At 66.6% G+C, this 17,343-nt stretch carries 14 protein-coding genes; 8 read left to right on the top strand and 6 right to left on the bottom strand.

Annotated features, from left to right (window positions below; translation table 11 throughout):
- Positions 1-95: 95 nt before the first annotated feature.
- Positions 96-368 carry a DUF4164 family protein gene (locus DBV35_RS24345; RefSeq protein ID WP_425428496.1) on the top strand — a complete coding sequence of 91 codons (273 nt, stop codon included), beginning with the start codon at positions 96-98 and terminating at the stop codon, positions 366-368.
- Positions 365-1,153 carry a cell division protein ZapA gene (locus tag DBV35_RS30735; protein ID WP_108662995.1) on the top strand — a complete coding sequence of 263 codons (789 nt, stop codon included), beginning with the start codon at positions 365-367 and terminating at the stop codon, positions 1,151-1,153. The genes DBV35_RS24345 and DBV35_RS30735 overlap by 4 nt, the downstream gene beginning before the upstream one ends.
- Before the next feature lie 60 nt (positions 1,154-1,213).
- On the opposite strand, the gene ettA is transcribed toward DBV35_RS30735, so the two are convergent.
- The 4 genes from ettA to DBV35_RS24320 all read right to left on the bottom strand — a co-directional run bounded on the left by ettA (position 1,214) and on the right by DBV35_RS24320 (position 7,514).
- Positions 1,214-2,866 carry an energy-dependent translational throttle protein EttA gene (ettA, locus tag DBV35_RS24335; protein ID WP_108662994.1) on the bottom strand — a complete coding sequence of 551 codons (1,653 nt, stop codon included), beginning with the start codon at positions 2,864-2,866 and terminating at the stop codon, positions 1,214-1,216.
- 406 nt (positions 2,867-3,272) lie between these two features.
- Positions 3,273-3,746: a transcription elongation factor GreA gene (gene greA, locus DBV35_RS24330; RefSeq protein WP_108662993.1), complete on the bottom strand. Its 474-nt coding sequence runs from the start codon at positions 3,744-3,746 to the stop codon at positions 3,273-3,275.
- 82 nt (positions 3,747-3,828) lie between these two features.
- Positions 3,829-7,155, bottom strand: a complete 3,327-nt coding sequence (gene carB / locus DBV35_RS24325; protein ID WP_108662992.1) for a carbamoyl-phosphate synthase large subunit — start codon at positions 7,153-7,155, stop codon at positions 3,829-3,831.
- Between the two features lie 92 nt (positions 7,156-7,247).
- The gene (locus tag DBV35_RS24320) at positions 7,248-7,514 is read right to left on the bottom strand and encodes a helix-turn-helix domain-containing protein (RefSeq protein WP_108663449.1); all 267 of its coding nucleotides are present in this window, start codon (positions 7,512-7,514) and stop codon (positions 7,248-7,250) included.
- A 187-nt stretch (positions 7,515-7,701) separates the two neighbouring features.
- Between DBV35_RS24320 and DBV35_RS31330 the strand changes: the two genes are divergently transcribed.
- Positions 7,702-7,824 carry a hypothetical protein gene (locus DBV35_RS31330; RefSeq protein WP_281262244.1) on the top strand — a complete coding sequence of 41 codons (123 nt, stop codon included), beginning with the start codon at positions 7,702-7,704 and terminating at the stop codon, positions 7,822-7,824.
- Between the two features lie 90 nt (positions 7,825-7,914).
- Positions 7,915-8,859 carry a KPN_02809 family neutral zinc metallopeptidase gene (ypfJ, locus tag DBV35_RS24315; protein ID WP_108662991.1) on the top strand — a complete coding sequence of 315 codons (945 nt, stop codon included), beginning with the start codon at positions 7,915-7,917 and terminating at the stop codon, positions 8,857-8,859.
- A 91-nt stretch (positions 8,860-8,950) separates the two neighbouring features.
- Here the strand turns inward: ypfJ and DBV35_RS24310 are convergent, their stop codons facing one another.
- Both DBV35_RS24310 and carA read right to left on the bottom strand, forming a co-directional pair.
- Entirely contained in the window at positions 8,951-9,466 is a 516-nt protein-coding gene (locus DBV35_RS24310) for a GNAT family N-acetyltransferase (protein ID WP_108662990.1), read from the bottom strand.
- Positions 9,466-10,656 carry a glutamine-hydrolyzing carbamoyl-phosphate synthase small subunit gene (gene carA, locus DBV35_RS24305; RefSeq protein ID WP_108662989.1) on the bottom strand — a complete coding sequence of 397 codons (1,191 nt, stop codon included), beginning with the start codon at positions 10,654-10,656 and terminating at the stop codon, positions 9,466-9,468. Before carA ends, DBV35_RS24310 begins: the two co-directional genes overlap by 1 nt.
- Before the next feature lie 314 nt (positions 10,657-10,970).
- On the opposite strand from carA, the gene DBV35_RS24300 reads away from it, so the two are divergent.
- The 4 genes from DBV35_RS24300 (at position 10,971) to DBV35_RS24285 (ending at position 17,333) form a co-directional block, all read left to right on the top strand.
- Positions 10,971-11,432, top strand: a complete 462-nt coding sequence (locus tag DBV35_RS24300; protein WP_108662988.1) for a GatB/YqeY domain-containing protein — start codon at positions 10,971-10,973, stop codon at positions 11,430-11,432.
- 99 nt (positions 11,433-11,531) lie between these two features.
- On the top strand, positions 11,532-13,427 hold the full coding sequence (gene dnaG, locus DBV35_RS24295) for a DNA primase (protein ID WP_108662987.1): 1,896 nt from the start codon (positions 11,532-11,534) through the stop codon (positions 13,425-13,427).
- Between the two features lie 195 nt (positions 13,428-13,622).
- A complete protein-coding gene (gene rpoD, locus DBV35_RS24290; protein WP_108662986.1) occupies positions 13,623-15,635 on the top strand; it encodes an RNA polymerase sigma factor RpoD in 2,013 nt (670 codons plus the stop codon).
- 408 nt (positions 15,636-16,043) lie between these two features.
- Entirely contained in the window at positions 16,044-17,333 is a 1,290-nt protein-coding gene (locus tag DBV35_RS24285; RefSeq protein WP_205648849.1) for an adenylate/guanylate cyclase domain-containing protein, read from the top strand.
- The last annotated feature ends 10 nt before the right edge of the window (positions 17,334-17,343 follow it).

Raw genomic sequence — 17,343 nt, 5'->3', positions numbered from 1 at the left:
CGTTAACGGGCGTCACATAACGCACGTGATGAGCAACACGCAAAGTGCTGCGTGCAAGGAGAGGTCAAATCGCTGGGCATAGAACGATGCAAGCGGTGTCGCGGCTCGAGGCGGCCCTGAACCGACTCGAGGCGGCTTTGGCGCTGAATGGCGAGGCGTCGCGGTCCATCGAGGCGCTGCGGGACGACCGCGCGCGGCTCGAAAGGGACCGTGCGGAGCTCGCCGCGAAGCTCGATGCCGCGGAGGCGCGCGCCCGCCGCTTGCGAGAGGCGAACCAGGAGGTTGCGCACCGCCTGGTTTCCGTGATGGAGCGGGTTCGGCGGATGGATCCAGCGTCGGCCGCGGGCAAAGGGGAGGGCGAAACCTGAGCCAGGTTCGCGTCACGATCGACGGCCACAATTACAGGATGGCCTGCGAGCCGGGGGACGAGGAGCGCGTGGTCGCGCTCGCGACCGAGCTCGACGACACGATTCGCGGCCTCAAGGAGCGGGTCGGCGAGATTGGCGACCGGCGCATCACGGTGATGGCCGGGCTGCTTGTGCTCGATCGCCTGCGGGCGGCCGAATTGAAGAATGCGGAGCTCGCCACTCATGTCGCCGCCCTCGAGAGGGCGCGCGAGGACGCGGCGCTCGCGGCCGACGGCGAGGACGAGCCGCTGATCGAGCGGCTCGACGCGGCGACGGCGGCGGTGGAGCGCATCACGCACACGCTGAACGACCAGATCCGCGCGGCGACCGAGGAGGTGAGCCACGCGAATGCGGCCGCCTTCCGCACGCAGAGCGCGCCGGCGCCGCGGCCCGATCCGGCGCCCGCCGCGCCGAAGCCTGCGGCCCCGAAGATGCCGCCCGCGCCGCCCGCCCAGCCGAAGCCCGCCCCGCAGGCCGCGCCACGCCCGGCGCCGGAAGCGCCCGTGGCGGCAACGGGAGCCGCTGCAGCGGCCGCAGCGGCCGCGACGGCGGCCGCCAGCGCGGAGGCGAAGGCCGAGGCGGACGCCGAGGCCGCGGACGCCATGGACCCGCCCGCACCGACCGGCGAGACCCACGAGCCCGCCGGCAAGGCGGAGGAGCGGATCGAGCCGTATTTCGGCGGCGGCGAGGATGACGATGATGACGAGGATGGGTCCATGGTCCCCTCCTTCATGCAGCCGACCTGATCCCGGCAGGATCGCCGCCGTCCCTCAAGGGCGCGGCGATCCGGACCGGGCGGCCGGGGTTCAGCGCGTCAGGCGCTTGTACTTGACCCGGCGCGGGACGATCGCGTCGGGACCGAGGCGGCGCTTCTTGTCTTCCTCATAGGCCTGGAAGTTGCCCTCGAACCACTCCACGTGGCTGTCGCCCTCGAAGGAGAGGATGTGGGTCGCGAGGCGGTCGAGGAAGAAGCGATCGTGGCTGATGACCACGGCGCAGCCCGCGAAATCCTCCAGCGCGTCTTCCAGCGCGGCGAGCGTCTCGGTGTCGAGGTCGTTCGTCGGCTCGTCGAGGAGGAGGACGTTCGCGCCCGACTTCAGCATCTTGGCGAGGTGGACGCGGTTGCGCTGTCCGCCCGACAGGTTGCCGACCTTCTGCTGCTGGTCCGCGCCCTTGAAGTTGAACGAGCCCACATAGGCGCGGCTGTTCACCTCGCGCTTGCCGAGATCGATGACGTCGCTGCCGCCGGAGATCTCTTCCCACACGGTCTTGTTGCCGGCGAGGGAGTCGCGCGACTGGTCGACATAGCCGAGCACCACGGTCTCGCCGACCTTCACGGTCCCGTCGTCCGGGTTCTCCTTGCCGGTGATCATGTTGAAGAGCGTGGTCTTGCCCGCGCCGTTCGGCCCGATCACGCCCACGATGCCGCCCGGCGGCAGCGCGAAGGAGAGATCGTCGATCAGGAGGCGGTCGCCGAACGACTTCTTGAGATGCTCGACATCGATGACCGTGCCGCCGAGGCGGGGCCCGGCCGGGATCACGATCTGCGCCTCGCCGGATCGCACGCGGTCCTCGTTGCGCTGGAGCAGCTCTTCGTAGGCCTGGATACGGGCCTTCGACTTCGTCTGGCGCGCCTTGGGGGAGGACTGGATCCACTCGCGCTCGCGGGAGAGGGCGCGCACCTCAGCGGCGGCCTCGCGGCCCTCCTGCTGCATGCGCTTCGCCTTCTTCTCCAGATAGACGGAGTAGTTGCCCTCGTAGGGGATGCCGCGCCCGCGATCGAGCTCGAGGATCCACCCGGTGACATTGTCGAGGAAGTAGCGGTCGTGGGTGACGATCAGGATCGCGCCCGGATATTCGCGCAGGTGGTTCTCAAGCCAGGCGACCGTCTCGGCGTCGAGATGGTTGGTCGGCTCGTCGAGGAGGATGAGTTCCGGCTGCTCGAGGAGGAGACGGCAGAGCGCGACGCGGCGCTTCTCGCCGCCCGACAGGGTGGTGACGTCCGCATCGTCCGGCGGGCAGCGCAGCGCGTCCATCGCCTGGTCGATCTGGCTGTCGAGGTCCCACAGATTCTGCGCGTCGATCTCGTCCTGGAGGCGGGCCATCTCGTCGGCCGTCTCGTCGGAATAGTCCATCGCGAGCTCGTTGTAGCGGTCGAGCTTCGCCTTCTTCTCGGCGACGCCATCCATCACGTTCTCGCGGACGGTCTTGTTCGGATCGAGCTCGGGCTCCTGCGGCAGGTAGCCGACCTTCGCGCCGTCGGCGACCCAGGCCTCGCCGTTATATTCCTTGTCCCGCCCGGCCATGATCTTGAGCAGCGTCGACTTACCCGAGCCGTTCGGCCCGAGCACGCCGATCTTGGCGTCCGGGTAGAATTGAAGGTGGATGTTGTCGAGGACCTTCTTCGATCCATAGGTCTTCGACAGACCCTGCATGTGGTAGATGAATTGGCGTGCCATGAGGGCGGTCCTTCGAGAAATGCATTGGCGCAAGAGCGCCGGCGGCGTCGGGCTGTCCTAGCGCGCTTTGCGCCCGATTGGCACCAATCGGGCGGGCAGAAACCGCGCGGGATCCGATTTTCTGGCACATCGCCCCGCCGACCTGGCCTGAGGTCCGGCGAACGGTGCGCGAGCCGGTTGGCAAAAGCGCGTTACGGTCTGTGCAGGCGGGCCGTCGATCGAGCGGGAACGGCGTCGCATGCGCGATGCGGTTCCAATCACACTTCTGCGTTGCGCGAAAGCCCTCTAGGGCGAGCGGCCGCAGACGGCCGAGGGTTCGTTCCGATCGCGGGCGGAGCGGCGGATGGGGCCGCGGCGTTCTGCGCCGGCGGCCCGCTGCCGCCGGTGTCGCACGCGGCGGAGGGGGTCAGTTGAACCGGACCTCGGTGATCTCGTAGGCGCGGGCGCCGCCGGGGGCCGACACCTCGACGGAATCGCCGACGGATTTGCCGATGAGGGCGCGCGCGATCGGCGAGGAGATCGAGATGCGGCCGGCCTTCACGTCCGCTTCCACGTCGCCCACGATTTGATATTTGCGTTCCTGTTCCGTGTCTTCGTCGACCAACGTCACGTGCGCGCCGAACTTCACGGTGTCGCCCGACAGCTTTCTGACATCGATCACCTCGGCGCGGGACAGCATGTCTTCCAGCTCCGCGATGCGGCCTTCGTTGTGGCTCTGCGCTTCCTTGGCGGCGTGATACTCGGCGTTCTCCGACAGATCGCCGTGGGCGCGCGCCTCGGAGATCGCCGCGATGATTTTCGGGCGCTCCTCCGCTGTCCGGCGCTTGAGCTCACTTTCCAACGACGCATACCCCTGCGCCGTCATCGGGATCTTTTCCATGGTCCGAACTTTCTTATACGCCGCTCAAATGAGCGAATCGCGCTACTCTCCACCAAGCAATGATGGAAATGCAAGCATTCGCTCAGCTGGTCGGCAAAGACGTCACGTAAGACTGCATTGGCCGCACCTCAAGCTCCTGCGAGTCTTGCAGCGCAATTCCTTCGACGGCCGCCAATGCTCCAGCGAGCGTCGTATAATACGGCACTTTATGTGAGAGCGCAGCGCGCCTCATGTCACGGGAGTCGGTGAGGGATTGAGGCCCTTCCGCCGTGTTGAGGACGAGCTGGACGGCGCCGTTCTTGATCGCGTCGACGATGTGCGGCCGGCCTTCCGAGACCTTGTTGATGCGCTTGCACGCAATGCCGTTCGCCTCGAGGTCGCGCTGCGTGCCGGAGGTGGCGAGCAGGCTGAAGCCCTGGTCGACGAGGGTGCGCGCCGCGGAGCGGATCGCCGGCTTGTCGTTGTCGCGCACCGAGAGGAACACGGTGCCCGACGACGGCAGCCCGTTGCCGGCCGCGATCTGCGACTTCGCGAAGGCGAGGGGGAAGGTGCGGTCGATGCCCATCACTTCTCCCGTCGACTTCATCTCCGGGCCGAGCACGGTGTCGACATTGGGGAAGCGCGCGAACGGGAAGACGGCTTCCTTCACCGCGACATGGTCGAGCGTCACGGTCTTGAGGTTGAACGTCTTCAGCCGCTCGCCGGCCATGAGGCGGGCGGCGATCTTCGCGATCGGCACGCCGATCGTCTTGGCGACGAACGGCACCGTGCGCGAGGCGCGGGGGTTCACTTCCAGGATGTAGATCGTGTCGTCCTTGACCGCGAACTGGACGTTCATCAGCCCGACGACGCCGAGCGCCAGCGCAAGCGCCGCGGTCTGCGCGCGAAGCTGCTCCACGATCTCGGGCGAGAGGGAGCGGGGCGGCAGCGAGCAGGCGGAGTCGCCCGAGTGGATGCCGGCCTCCTCGATGTGCTCCATCACGCCGCAGACGAACACGTCCGAGCCGTCCGACAGTGCGTCGACGTCGATCTCGACCGCGTTCTCCAGATAGCTGTCGAAGAGGAGCGGATTCTTGCCGAGCAGCATGTTGATCTGCCCGGTCTTGTCGTTCGGATATTTCACCCGGATGTGCGGCGGGATGAGGTTCTGCAGCGCGCCGAAGAGGTAGTTGTCGAGCCCCTCTTCGGTGCGCAGGACCTCCATCGCGCGCCCGCCGAGCACGTATGACGGCCGCACCACGACGGGCATCCCGACCTCGCCGGTGATGAGGCGCGCCTGCTCGACCGAGTAGGCGATCCCGTTCTCGGGCTGCTTGAGGTGCAGCTTCACGAGGAGCTTCTGGAAGCGGTCGCGGTCCTCGGCGAGGTCGATCGCGTCGACCGGCGTGCCGAGGATCATGTAGCCGGCGTTCACGAGATCCTCGGCAAGGCCGAGCGGGGTCTGGCCGCCGAACTGGACGATGCAGCCCATCAGCCGCCCGGTCGACTTCTCGACGCGCAGGATCTCGAGGACGTCCTCGAGGCTGAGCGGCTCGAAATAGAGGCGGTCGGAGGTGTCGAAGTCGGTCGACACCGTCTCGGGGTTGCAGTTGACCATGATGGTCTCGATGCCGGCCTCTTTCAGCGCGTAGGCGGCATGGCAGCAGCAATAGTCGAACTCGATGCCCTGGCCGATGCGGTTCGGGCCACCGCCGAGGATCACGACCTTGTTCCGGTTCGAGGGCGCCGCCTCGTTCTGCGGCGCGCCGTTCACGTCGGTCTCGTAGGTCGAGTACATGTAGGCGGTCGGCGCGGCGAACTCGGCCGCGCACGTGTCGATGCGCTTGAAGACCGGGTGGACGCCGAGCTTGGCACGGATCGCGCGGACCTCGTGCGCACCGTCCAGATTGGCGAGCGTGGCGAGGCGCTGGTCGGAGAAGCCGGCGGCCTTCAGCATGCGCATGTTGGCCTTGTCTTTCGGCAGGCCATGGGTGCGCACGCGCTCTTCAAGCTCGATGATCCCGGCGATCTCGGTCAGGAACCACTTGTCGATCTTGGTCTGGTCGTAGATCCCGTCGATCGTGAAGCCGCGCCGCATCGCCTCGGCGACCTTCAGGAGACGGTCGGGCCGGGGGACGGTTATCGCGGCGCGGATCGCCTGGTTGTCCTCGCCCATGCCGAGACCTTCGATCTCGACATCGTCGAAGCCGGTGAGGCCGGTCTCGAGGCCGCGCAGCGCCTTCTGCATCGCTTCGGGGAAGGTGCGGCCGATCGCCATCACCTCGCCGACGGAGCGCATCGAGGTGGTGAGCGTCGTGTCCGCGCCGGGGAATTTCTCGAACGTGAAGCGCGGCATCTTGACCACGACATAGTCGATGGTCGGCTCGAAGGAGGCGGGCATCGCGCCCTTCGTGATGTCGTTCTCTAACTCGTCGAGCGTGTAGCCGACGGCGAGCTTGGCCGCGACGCGGGCGATCGGGAAGCCCGTCGCCTTTGAGGCGAGCGCGGAGGAGCGCGACACGCGCGGGTTCATCTCGATGACGACCATGCGCCCGTCGTCCGGGTTCACCGCGAACTGGACGTTGGAGCCGCCGGTCTCGACGCCGATCTTGCGCAGCACCGCGATCGAGGCCGACCGCATGCGCTGATATTCCTTGTCGGTCAGCGTCAGCGCCGGGGCGACGGTGATCGAATCGCCGGTGTGGACGCCCATCGGGTCCACGTTCTCGATGGAGCAGATGATGATGGCGTTGTCCGCGCGGTCGCGGACCACCTCCATCTCGAACTCCTTCCAGCCGAGCACCGATTCCTCGATGAGCACCTCGGTCGTCGGCGAGGCGTCGAGGCCGCCTTCGACGATGTTGAGGAACTCCTCGCGGTTGTAGGCGATGCCGCCGCCGGTGCCGGCGAGCGTGAAGGAGGGGCGGATGATGGCGGGCAGGCCGATCACGTCGAGCGCGGCAAGCGCCTCGGGCAGCGAATGGGCGATCTCGGAGCGCGGCGATTCGAGGCCGATCTCGTTCATCGCCTCCTTGAAGCGATCGCGATCCTCGGCCGTGGCGATCGCCTCGGCGTTGGCGCCGATCATCTCGACGCCGTGCTCGGTCAGGAAGCCGCTCTCAAAGAGGGCGAGGGCGCAGTTGAGCGCCGTCTGACCACCCATCGTGGGGAGAAGCGCGTCCGGCTTCTCCTTGAGGATGATCTTCTCCACGATCGCCGGCGTGATCGGCTCGATGTACGTCGCGTCGGCGAGTTCCGGGTCCGTCATGATCGTCGCTGGGTTCGAATTGACCAGGACGACGCGGTACCCTTCCTCCTTGAGCGCTTTCACGGCTTGCGTGCCCGAATAGTCGAACTCGCACGCCTGGCCGATGATAATCGGGCCGGCGCCAATGATCAGGATTGTGGAGATATCGGTACGTTTCGGCATTTAGGACCGTCAGGGGACCCGTGTGGGAGATGGCTCGTGCTGGGTGGGAACCCGGCCCGCTATATAGCCTCTGGTCCTCGCCGCAAAGCCGTTCAGTCGTCGTCGTCGTCGTCGACCGTGGTCGAGCCGGGTTCAGCGGGGGTCGACCACTGCACGGTTCGCCCGTCAAATTCTTCGACACCGCAGGCGATCGCGTAGCAGGCGAGGCGCACGGTTCGGGGGATCTCTACCGTCTTTCCGTCGCGGTCGCCACGCTCATAATACTGGATCATTCGTCGCTTCAGTCCCAGCCTGTCGGCCAGCTCCCGCTGTTTCCATCCATTGGCCTTCCGCCAAGCTCGGAACTGCTGTGGGGTCATTGAGAGATACATCCGAAACATTCTAGCGCAAAATTTGCGCCTCCCCCCTTTTAAAGGCGCACGAGTTGCGCATATAGAGGGGGTGAGGCGCACTGATTGCGGAACACGTAGCGGGGAATTGAACTTCGCGCCAGCCGTTTTCAAGACCGCCTTGTTGATGCCAACCCCCAATGGAGGAGTGAAGACGATGTTGAACCATCTCGTTCTCGGGCAAGCCCTCATCCGCACCCCCGTTTTCGACGGGGCTGAGGTCGACAAGAGCACAGCGGCGCGCCTGCGCGCCTGGCTGTTTCAGCGGCCCATTCGCTAGAGCGCACGCAATAGTGGAACCAAAAAAGGTGATTATGCGCTAATCTGCGGAAGCGTATGCGATGCGCATACGCATACCGGAGATGTGAATATGCGCTGGGAAGGTCGTCGCCAGAGCCAGAACGTCGAAGACCGTCGCGGTGGCGGCGGGTCGCCCTTTCCCAGACAAGCGCGTTTTCCCTTTCCGACCGGCCGTGGCAGCGGCCGGTCGGGCGGCCGCATCGGCGGCCCCTCGCTGATCCTGATCGTCCTCGTTGCGCTGGGCCTGTGGGTGTTCGCGGGCATCAACCCGCTCCAGCTTCTCGACATGGTCACCCGTGGTGACGGCACCATCACGACCGACGGCGGCCAGCCGCAGGGCAGCTCCGCCGGCGGGTCGGCGGGCGCCGGCCTCAACGATGAGAACAAGGCCTTCCTCAGCGTCGTCCTCGCCGAGACGGAGGACACCTGGGGCAACATCTTCAAGGCCGAGGGGGCGGATTATCCGGAGCCGACCCTCGTCCTCTATTCGGGCTATTCCAACACCGCCTGTGGCTTCTCGAGCGCGGCCGTCGGCCCGTTCTACTGCCCGAACGACCGCAAGGTTTATATCGACACCGCCTTCTTCAACACGCTGTCCGAGCGATTCGGCGCGCCGGGCGACTTCGCCGAGGCGTACGTGCTCGCCCACGAGATCGGGCATCACATCCAGAACCTCACCGGCGTGCTCGCCCGCTATCACCGCGACCGCCAGTCGATGAGCGAGGAGCAGGGCAACCAGATGAGCATCCGCGTCGAGCTTCAGGCCGACTGCTATGCCGGCATCTGGGCGAATCGCGCCGACCGCAGTGGCATCGTCGAGGATGGCGACATTGAGGAGGCGATTCGCGCCGCCTCCGCCGTCGGCGACGACACGCTCCAGCGCCGCACCCAGGGCTATGTCGTGCCCGAGAGCTTCAACCACGGCACGGCCGAGCAGCGCGCCCGCTGGTTCCGCGTCGGCTATCAGTCCGGCAACCCGGACGATTGCGACACCTTCAACACCGCGCGCCTCTGAGGCGGGCGACACGAAAAAAGGCCGGCGCGCCGGCCTTTCGGGTGGTGGAGAGAGGCGGCTTCGGCCACCTTTTTCGTGCGCGAGAGGGGCGTCAGGCGCCGCGTTTGAGGTCGCGCACCATCATCGAGACGACTTTGCCGGCCGATTCGTTCAGCCGCTCCAGGATCGGCGTGAAGCCGAGGCGGGCGTGGAAGGCCATCGATTCGGGGTTCGGCGGATCGACATTCACCTCGCTGACGATTCGCGGGCGGCCCTCGCCGGTGGCGAAGGCGATCGCGTCGTCATAAAGGGCGCGGCCGACCCCGGTCCCACGCGCCAGCGGCGAGACGATGACGCGGTCGATGTAGACGAAATCGTCGAACTGCTCGCTGAACCAGCGATAATTCTGGCTCTTGTAGATCGTCCCCGGCGGCACCGTCACGAGGACGCCCGCGACGGGGGCGTCCTGCGAATCGCCGAGGATGACGCGCATCCGGCCGATCTCGGCGAGCTCCACGACCTCGTCCATGTCGAGTTCGTTCACCGCCGGGACCGCCGCGTTGTTCAGGACGCGGATCGCCTCGCCGTGGCGGGAAAGGTCCGCGTCCTCGACCACATGCCCGGCCATCAGGGTGCGACGGCGGCCTTGGCTTCCATCACCATCGCGAGGAAGCGGTCGAACAGGTTGTGGCTGTCGTGCGGGCCGGGCGAGGCCTCTGGGTGGTACTGCACCGAGAAGGCCGGCCGGTCGGTCAGCGCGAGACCGCAATTCGTCCCGTCGAACAGCGAGCGGTGGGTCTCGCGCGCGTTCGCCGGCAGCGTCGCCCCGTCCACGGTGAAGCCGTGGTTCATCGAGACGATCGAGACGGTGCCGGTGTCGAGGTCGAGCACCGGATGATTCGCGCCGTGATGGCCCTGGCGCATCTTCTTCGTGCGCGCGCCGATCGCGAGGCCGAGGAGTTGATGGCCGAGGCAGATGCCGAAGGTCGGCAGCCCGCGGGCGAGGAGGGCGCGCAGCGTGTCGCCGACGACGAGGCTCGTCGCGCCGGGGTCGCCGGGGCCGTTGGACAGGAAGAGCCCGTCCGGGTTCACCGAGAGCACTTCCTCGACGCTGGCGTCGGCCGGAAGCACCGTCACCTGCGCGCCGCGCGAGGCGAGGAGGCGCAGGATGTTGCCCTTGATGCCGTAGTCGAGGGCGACGATTCGCGGCCCGTTGCCGCCCTTCGGGTCCTCGAAGCCCTCGCCCCACTGCCAGGTGCCGGCGGTCCAGTTGACCGTCTTGCGGCCGGACACGGTGGTCGCGATCTCGGCGCCCGCCATGTCGGGCGCGCCCTTGGCGAGCGCCAGGAGGGCCGGGACGTCGAACACGCCGTCGGGGTTGTGGGCGATCGCGCAATTCATCATGCCGCCATCGCGGATGCGCGCGGTGATGGCGCGGGTGTCGACGCCGGTGATGCCGACGATGCCGCGCTCGGCGAGCCAGGCGCCGAAATCCTCGGTGGCGCGCCAGTTCTGGGGCGTGGTGATGGGGGCGCGCAGGACGCAGCCGAGCGCGGCGCGCTCAGCCTCGGCGGCCACGGTCTCCACATCGTCGGGGTTTGCCCCCACATTACCGATATGCGGGAAGGTGAAGGTGACGATCTGGCCGGCGTAGGACGGATCGGTCAGGATTTCCTGATAACCCGTCATGGCTGTGTTGAAGCAGAGCTCGCCGACGGCGGTCCCCGTGGCGCCGGCGCCGTCACCCATCAGCACCAACCCGTCCGCAAGCACCAGACAAGCAGTCGGTTTTGGCTCGGCCCAGGGGGCGACGGTCATGATGGTGTCCTTGGATCAGATGTAAGCTGGAGAAATTTAATCAGCCACTAGAGGGTTGAACACCCCGGTCAAGCTTGCTTGTGCCCAGCCATGCAGCAGTGGCAGCCCTGGACCGCATTCAAAGAGGGATTTAAGTTCGCCGCCTATGTGCCATCTGTGTCGTTAACCACCCGAACCAAACCGTGTGCTAGTGCATTGAGGCCACTCAATGGGCGCATTCGGTGCTGTTTGGCACTGGAAAGGCCAACCGGGCGGTTGGCGGACGGTGTGCGATAGTGTTAAGCGCCGAGTTACGCGTGAGCTGTCAGCCAGGTATGATCATGACTGTACGAGAGCAACTGCAAGACGCGATTCGTGAAGCTGCCGACCGGGACGACCGTCGTCGTCTCTGTACGCTTCGCCTTGTTCAGACGGCCATTCGTGACCGTGACCAGGCGCATTGTATCGGCAACGGCGAGAAGATCTCGCAGAACGAAATCGCGCTGCTGCTTCAGAAGATGATCAAGCAGCGTGAAGAGCAGATCGGCGCCGACCGCGAGGCCGGCAACGCAGAAAGCGTCGCCCAGACCCAGCGTGAGGTCGACACCATCCGCGAGTTTATGCCGGCGCTCATGGACGAGACGTCGATGCGTACCGCCTGCGCGCAGGTCGTGAAAGAGATCGGCGCCGCAGGCCTCCGCGACGTGGGACGCACCGTAGCCGCGCTCAAAAAGCGATATCCGGGCCAGCTGGATCTCGGCCGCGCGAGCTGCGTGGTGAAGGGAATGCTGCGTTAACCAATTTCCCTTGTGGAAATTCATTTTATTCACACTTTATTCACATCTAATTAACTGCGATCGGCGCCACTGTCTCCGGCACATCGGAGACCCTGATCGGTGCGCTTCTCAAAAGACTTCCTGGCCTCGCTGCGTGAACGGGTTCCGCTGTCGGAAATCGTCGGGCGCGTCGTCACGTGGGACCGGCGCAAATCGCAGCCGGGCCGTGGGGATTTCTGGGGCTGCTGCCCCTTCCACGAAGAGAAGACCCCGTCCTTCCACGTCGACGATCGCAAGGGCTTCTTTCACTGTTTCGGTTGCCACGCGTCCGGCGACCATCTCGGCTTCCTGACCGAGCATGACGGCCTCGATTTCGTCGACGCCGTGAAGCAGCTCGCCGACCGGGCGGGCGTCTCCCTTCCCGAATCGGGCGAGAGCGAGCGCGAGACCGAGGCGGCGCGCCGCCGGCGCGTCGAGCGCGGCGCGCTGGAGGCGGCGACCGCCCTCTACGAATCGACCCTGTGGGGAACCGGCGGCGCGGCGGCGCGGCGCTACGCGATCGATCGCGGCTTCACCGAGGAGACGCTGCGCCATTTCGGCTTCGGCCTCGCTCCGAACATGCAGGGATTCCTGACGCGCCACCTCACCGGAGAGGGCGTCGCGGAGCGTGAGCTCGAGCGCACAGGCCTTGCCGTGCGCACCGACCAGCGGGGCCTGCGCGACCGTTTTCGCGGCCGCCTCATGGTGCCGATCCATGACCCGCGCGGGCGGATCGTCGGCTTCGGCGGACGCACGCTCGACGGGCGCGAGCCGAAATATCTGAACTCGCCCGAGACGCCGCTCTTCGACAAATCCTCCCTTCTTTTCAACGCCCACCGCGCGCGGGGGGCCGCCCACCGCAATGGCCGCCTCGTGATCGTGGAGGGCTATCTCGACGCCGTGGCGCTGTCGCAGGCGGGGGTGGAGGAGACGGTCGCGAGCCTCGGCACCGCGCTCACCGAGGCGCAGATCCAGCTTGCCTGGCAGTTCGCCGACGAGCCGATCCTGTGCTTCGACGGCGATCGCGCGGGCCGCGCCGCCGCGCACCGGGCGATGGACCGGATCGTGCCGCTCCTGTCGGGCGGGCGCTCCTTCCAGTTCCTCGCGATGCCGGAAGGGCAGGACCCCGACGATCTCGTGCGGGACGGCGGGCGCGCGGCCTTCGAGGCGCTGGCCGCCCAGGCGAGCCCCCTCGTCGACGCGCTCTTCCAGCGCGAGGCCGACAAGGGGGCGGACACGCCCGAGCGGATCGCGGCGCTGGAGCAGCGGCTCGAAGCGCTCGCCGCCTCGATCGCCGACGAGCGGCTCGGCAAGCTCTACCGCAACGCCTTCCGCGACCGCGTCTTCGCGCTTCGCCGCAGCCGCCCCTCGATCCCGACGCCGCCGAAGCCCGCCGCGGCGGCGATCTCGGCGCCGGCCGCCATGGACCGCTCGCTCCTCGACCTCGAGCGCCTGGCGCTCGGACTCCTGGTGCTGCGGCCCCATTTCATCGAGCGCTACGGGGAGCGGCTGACGGCGGCGACCTTCATCAGCGAGGCCCACGCGGGCTTTGCCGCGCTCCTCGCCGAGACCTACGCCCAGTGCCTGCCGGAAAATCCGGAGACGCTGACCGAGGCGCTGCCGGCGAGCGCGCGCATGTGCCTCAGCGAGGTGTGGGGGGAGGGGACGCACGCGGTCGGGCCGCGACTCGCACAGCGTTTCTCGATCCTCGCCTGCGACCCGGACGACGATTTTCTCGGCCGCTGCATGGACCTTTTCCTGAACCGCCTCAATTTGCGGGCGGAGATGGCAGAATTGGCACAGGAGCCAAAACGATTTGCCGCGGGGGGTGGTGATGGCGAGGCCCGTCTCCTATCTCTGTCCGTGGCGGTACAGGAACACAGCAATGCGCTGCAGGACGCGGAACGCGCGTTAGCCGACGAGGCGGCGACCCTGCGGCGAAAAAAGGCAATGCCAACGAAACCAAAAGGCGACTGAGTCGCTTTAATGGTTCGGGGATCCTTGCGCCTTTCGCCGCGCGCGTTATCTAGTTTCGGATCGACAATAGACCTACCCGTTGGCTAGGCGCGTAGGGCCCTGCATTTGCAGTTGGCCTGTGGGCATCGCTGAAGGCGGCGTCCGTCGAATGCATTAACGCGCTCACTGCGCTCTGAAGCATGTGTTGGAGGCTCGATGGCGACGAAGGCAAACGCGGCGGAAGACAAGGACACGTCAGCAGAGAGCTCCGACGGTCCCCTCCTTGATCTCAACGACGCGGCTGTCAAAAAGCTCATCAAGACGGCGAAGCGTCGCGGCTACGTGACGCACGATGAGCTGAACGAGGTCCTGCCCTCCGAAGAGGTGACCTCCGAGCAGATCGAAGACACGATGGCGATGCTCAACGACATGGGCATCAACGTCGTGGAGCATGAAGAACAGGAAGAAGCCGAGCAGGACGACAGCGAGGCCCGCGAACTCACCGAGTCGACCGGGACGAAGGCTGTCGCCAAGACCTCGACGCGCGAGCCTGCGGAGCGGACGGACGATCCGGTCCGCATGTACCTGCGCGAGATGGGCTCGGTCGAGCTTCTCTCCCGCGAGGGCGAGATCGCGATCGCGAAGCGCATCGAGGCCGGCCGCAACTTCATGATCGCCGGGCTCTGCGAGAGCCCGCTCACCTTCCAGGCCATCATCATCTGGCGGGACGAGCTGCTCGAGGGCAAGGTCCTCCTGCGCGAGATCATCGATCTCGAGGCGACCTACGCCGACCCCGAAGGCAAGGGCCAGTCGGAAGAGGACGGCGAGGGCGAAGAGGGCGAGGAAGGCCGCGGGCCGAGCAACGTCATCCCGCTCGCGAGCGGGCGTGCGAACCCCGGCGCGCCGAACCCCAACGGCGAGAGCGAGGAAGAGTCCGACGAGGACGATTTCGAGAGCTCGATGTCGCTCGCCGCGATGGAAGCGGAACTGAAGCCGAAGGTGCTCGAGACGTTCGAGGCGATCGCCGAGAACTACAAGAAGCTCCGCAAGCTCCAGGAGCAGGTGGTCGAGCAGCACCTCACCGACGAAGGCCCGCTGACCCCGCAGCAGCAGAAGCGCTACGCCAAGCTGCGCGAGGACATCGTGACCTCGGTGAAGAGCCTCCTCCTCAACCCGCAGCGCATCGAGAGCCTCGTCGAGCAGCTCTACGACATCAACAAGCGTCTGATCGGCTGTGAAGGCCGGCTGATGCGTCTTGCCGATTCCTATGGCGTCGATCGCGGCGACTTCCTGAACCACTATCAGGGCTACGAGCTCGATCCGAACTGGACCGGGCGCGTCGGCGGCCTGTCCGGCCGCGGCTGGTCGGAATTCTGCAAGCACGAGAGCGACACGATCAACGGCCTGCGCCTGGAGATCCAGGATCTCGCGACGCAGACGGGTCTCGAGATCACCGAGTTCCGCCAGCTGGTCCAGAAGGTCCAGAAGGGCGAGCGTGAGGCGCGGCGCGCGAAGAAGGAGATGGTCGAGGCGAACCTGCGCCTCGTGATCTCGATCGCGAAGAAGTACACGAACCGCGGCCTTCAGTTCCTGGACCTGATCCAGGAGGGCAATATCGGCCTCATGAAGGCAGTCGATAAGTTCGAGTATCGCCGCGGCTACAAGTTCTCGACCTACGCGACGTGGTGGATTCGCCAGGCGATCACCCGTTCGATCGCGGACCAGGCGCGCACCATCCGCATCCCGGTCCACATGATCGAGACGATCAACAAGATCGTGCGCACGAGCCGCCAGATGCTTCACGAGATCGGCCGCGAGCCGACCCCGGAGGAGCTGGCCGAGAAGCTCGCGATGCCGCTCGAGAAGGTCCGCAAGGTCCTCAAGATCGCCAAGGAGCCGATCAGCCTCGAGACGCCGATCGGCGACGAGGAGGATTCGCATCTCGGCGACTTCATCGAGGACAAGAACGCGGTCCTGCCGATCGACGCCGCGATCCAGTCGAACCTGCGCGAGACCACGACGCGCGTGCTCGCCTCGCTCACCCCGCGTGAGGAGCGTGTCCTGCGCATGCGGTTCGGCATCGGCATGAACACGGACCACACGCTCGAAGAGGTCGGCCAGCAATTCTCGGTCACCCGCGAGCGTATCCGCCAGATCGAGGCGAAGGCGCTGCGCAAGCTGAAGCACCCCTCGCGGAGCCGCAAGCTGCGCTCCTTCCTCGACAGCTGAGGACGAACGCGGCGGGCGATCCGTCCGCCGCGAAATCGCCACAAGGCAGTATGAGAATGATGCGGCACGGCAATGTGCCGCATCTTTTTGTCTACGACATCCCATGGGGGCATCCCCCAGCGCTGATCGCGGGGTCCGCCGGTTGCCGGCCCACCTCGCGTAGCCTTCCTCGAATCAAAGGGCGACCCGAATCCGACGCGCTGATGACGTCGGATTGATCGTCCACCGGCTGGCGAATTGCCGATTTGCACACGAGTTACGGTTGTGCGTTGATGCGGCGACCCCGTCACCGGTGCATCGTCGGGCGTTGGCCCGACGGGTTCGGTGAAAGCGAGCAGATCGTCCTCGCTCCGCGAGTTCTGCTCTTGGCGCACGACGGACCCGATGGTCCCAAAGGCGGAAATTATGGTGAGTTCACTCATGGCGGATCGCGGTGAGTCCCAGGCGGTCGCGCGCCCGCAGCGGCCGAAGCCGGCGTCGGCCGAGCAGCGCCTGTCGCTGTGGCTGATGACGGAGGCGGTGAAGATGGACCTCGGGTCCATCGTGGAGGCGCTCGGCCATCGCCTCTCCGCGTTCGGTCTGCCGCTCGACCGGTTCACGGTCTCCTTCAGCCTTCTGAACCCCTCCCTTCTCGGCGGGGCGGTAATCTGGCGGCCCGGCAAGCCGCCCGAATTCTCGCGCTACGACTATGCCCGCCGCGATCTCGGCCTCTATGAGCGCAGCCCCTTCAAGGTGGCGTACGAGACGGGGAACTGGGTCGATATCGACCTGCGCACCACGCCGGACGACGCGTACGGCATCGTGCCGGACCTGAAGGCCGAGGGCATCGCCCACTACACGGCCGTGCCGATGAAGGCCTCGAACGGCGACAATTTCTCGCTGACGATGGCGACGAAGTCGGCCCACGGCTTCTCGGACGAGCAGCGCCGCCTCATTCGCGACATCCTGCCCGCCCTCTCCGTCGTCACCGAGATCAAGCTCCTGCGCTCGACCTTCCAGGAGGTGCTCGCCGCCTATGTCGGCCGCGCGTCCTCGCGGGAGATCATCCAAGGGACGGTCCATCGCGGGCAGGTCACGAAGGTGCGCGCGGCGATCTTCGTGTCGGACCTTCGCGGCTTCACGCACCTGTCGACCCAGCTTCCGGCGAAGGCCACCGCCGACGTCATCAACCGCTACTACGACATCGTCGTGCCGGCGGTGGAGAAGCATGGCGGCGAGGTGCTGAAGTTCATCGGCGACGCGGTGCTCGCGATCTTCCCGGTCGCCGACCGGGGCGATTCGGCGGCGGTGCTGTCCGCGCTCGACGCGGCGCGCGAGGCGCTCGACACCGTGATCGAGCCCTTCATCGTCGATGAGCGCGAGATCGACATCCGCTTCGGCATCGCGGTCCATCTCGGCAACGCGGCCTACGGCAATGTGGGCTCGGGCGACCGGCTGGACTTCACCGTGATCGGGCGGGACGTGAACGTCGCCGCGCGGCTCGCCTCGCTCTGTAGCCGCCTCGGCCAGAACTATCTCGTCTCCGAGGCGGTCGCGAAGGTGGGCCGCGAGAACGGCCGGCTGATGTGCGAAGGCGGCGCGCACGAGGTGCGTGGCCTCGACGATCCGCTGTCGGTCTATGTGCCCGACGCGACCGACCTCAACCCCGAGGCCGACGACGGCGTCTCGCAAGGGATCACCTTCGTCTCCCCGATCTGACGCGCCGCCC

The sequence above is a fragment of the Acuticoccus kandeliae genome, assembly GCF_003073115.1.
Note: the sequence above shows the minus strand (reverse complement) of the source record. Positions and strands in the feature narration are given on the sequence as shown.

Coding starts and splice junctions, on each gene's coding strand:
- ettA (WP_108662994.1), bottom strand. CDS start 2,866: ATGGCACGCCAATTCATCTACCACATGCAGGGTCTGTCGAAGACCTAT.
- greA (WP_108662993.1), bottom strand. CDS start 3,746: ATGGAAAAGATCCCGATGACGGCGCAGGGGTATGCGTCGTTGGAAAGT.
- carB (WP_108662992.1), bottom strand. CDS start 7,155: ATGCCGAAACGTACCGATATCTCCACAATCCTGATCATTGGCGCCGGC.
- DBV35_RS24320 (WP_108663449.1), bottom strand. CDS start 7,514: ATGACCCCACAGCAGTTCCGAGCTTGGCGGAAGGCCAATGGATGGAAA.
- DBV35_RS31330 (WP_281262244.1), top strand. CDS start 7,702: ATGTTGAACCATCTCGTTCTCGGGCAAGCCCTCATCCGCACCCCCGTT.
- ypfJ (WP_108662991.1), top strand. CDS start 7,915: ATGCGCTGGGAAGGTCGTCGCCAGAGCCAGAACGTCGAAGACCGTCGC.
- DBV35_RS24310 (WP_108662990.1), bottom strand. CDS start 9,466: ATGGCCGGGCATGTGGTCGAGGACGCGGACCTTTCCCGCCACGGCGAG.
- carA (WP_108662989.1), bottom strand. CDS start 10,656: ATGACCGTCGCCCCCTGGGCCGAGCCAAAACCGACTGCTTGTCTGGTG.
- DBV35_RS24300 (WP_108662988.1), top strand. CDS start 10,971: ATGATCATGACTGTACGAGAGCAACTGCAAGACGCGATTCGTGAAGCT.
- rpoD (WP_108662986.1), top strand. CDS start 13,623: ATGGCGACGAAGGCAAACGCGGCGGAAGACAAGGACACGTCAGCAGAG.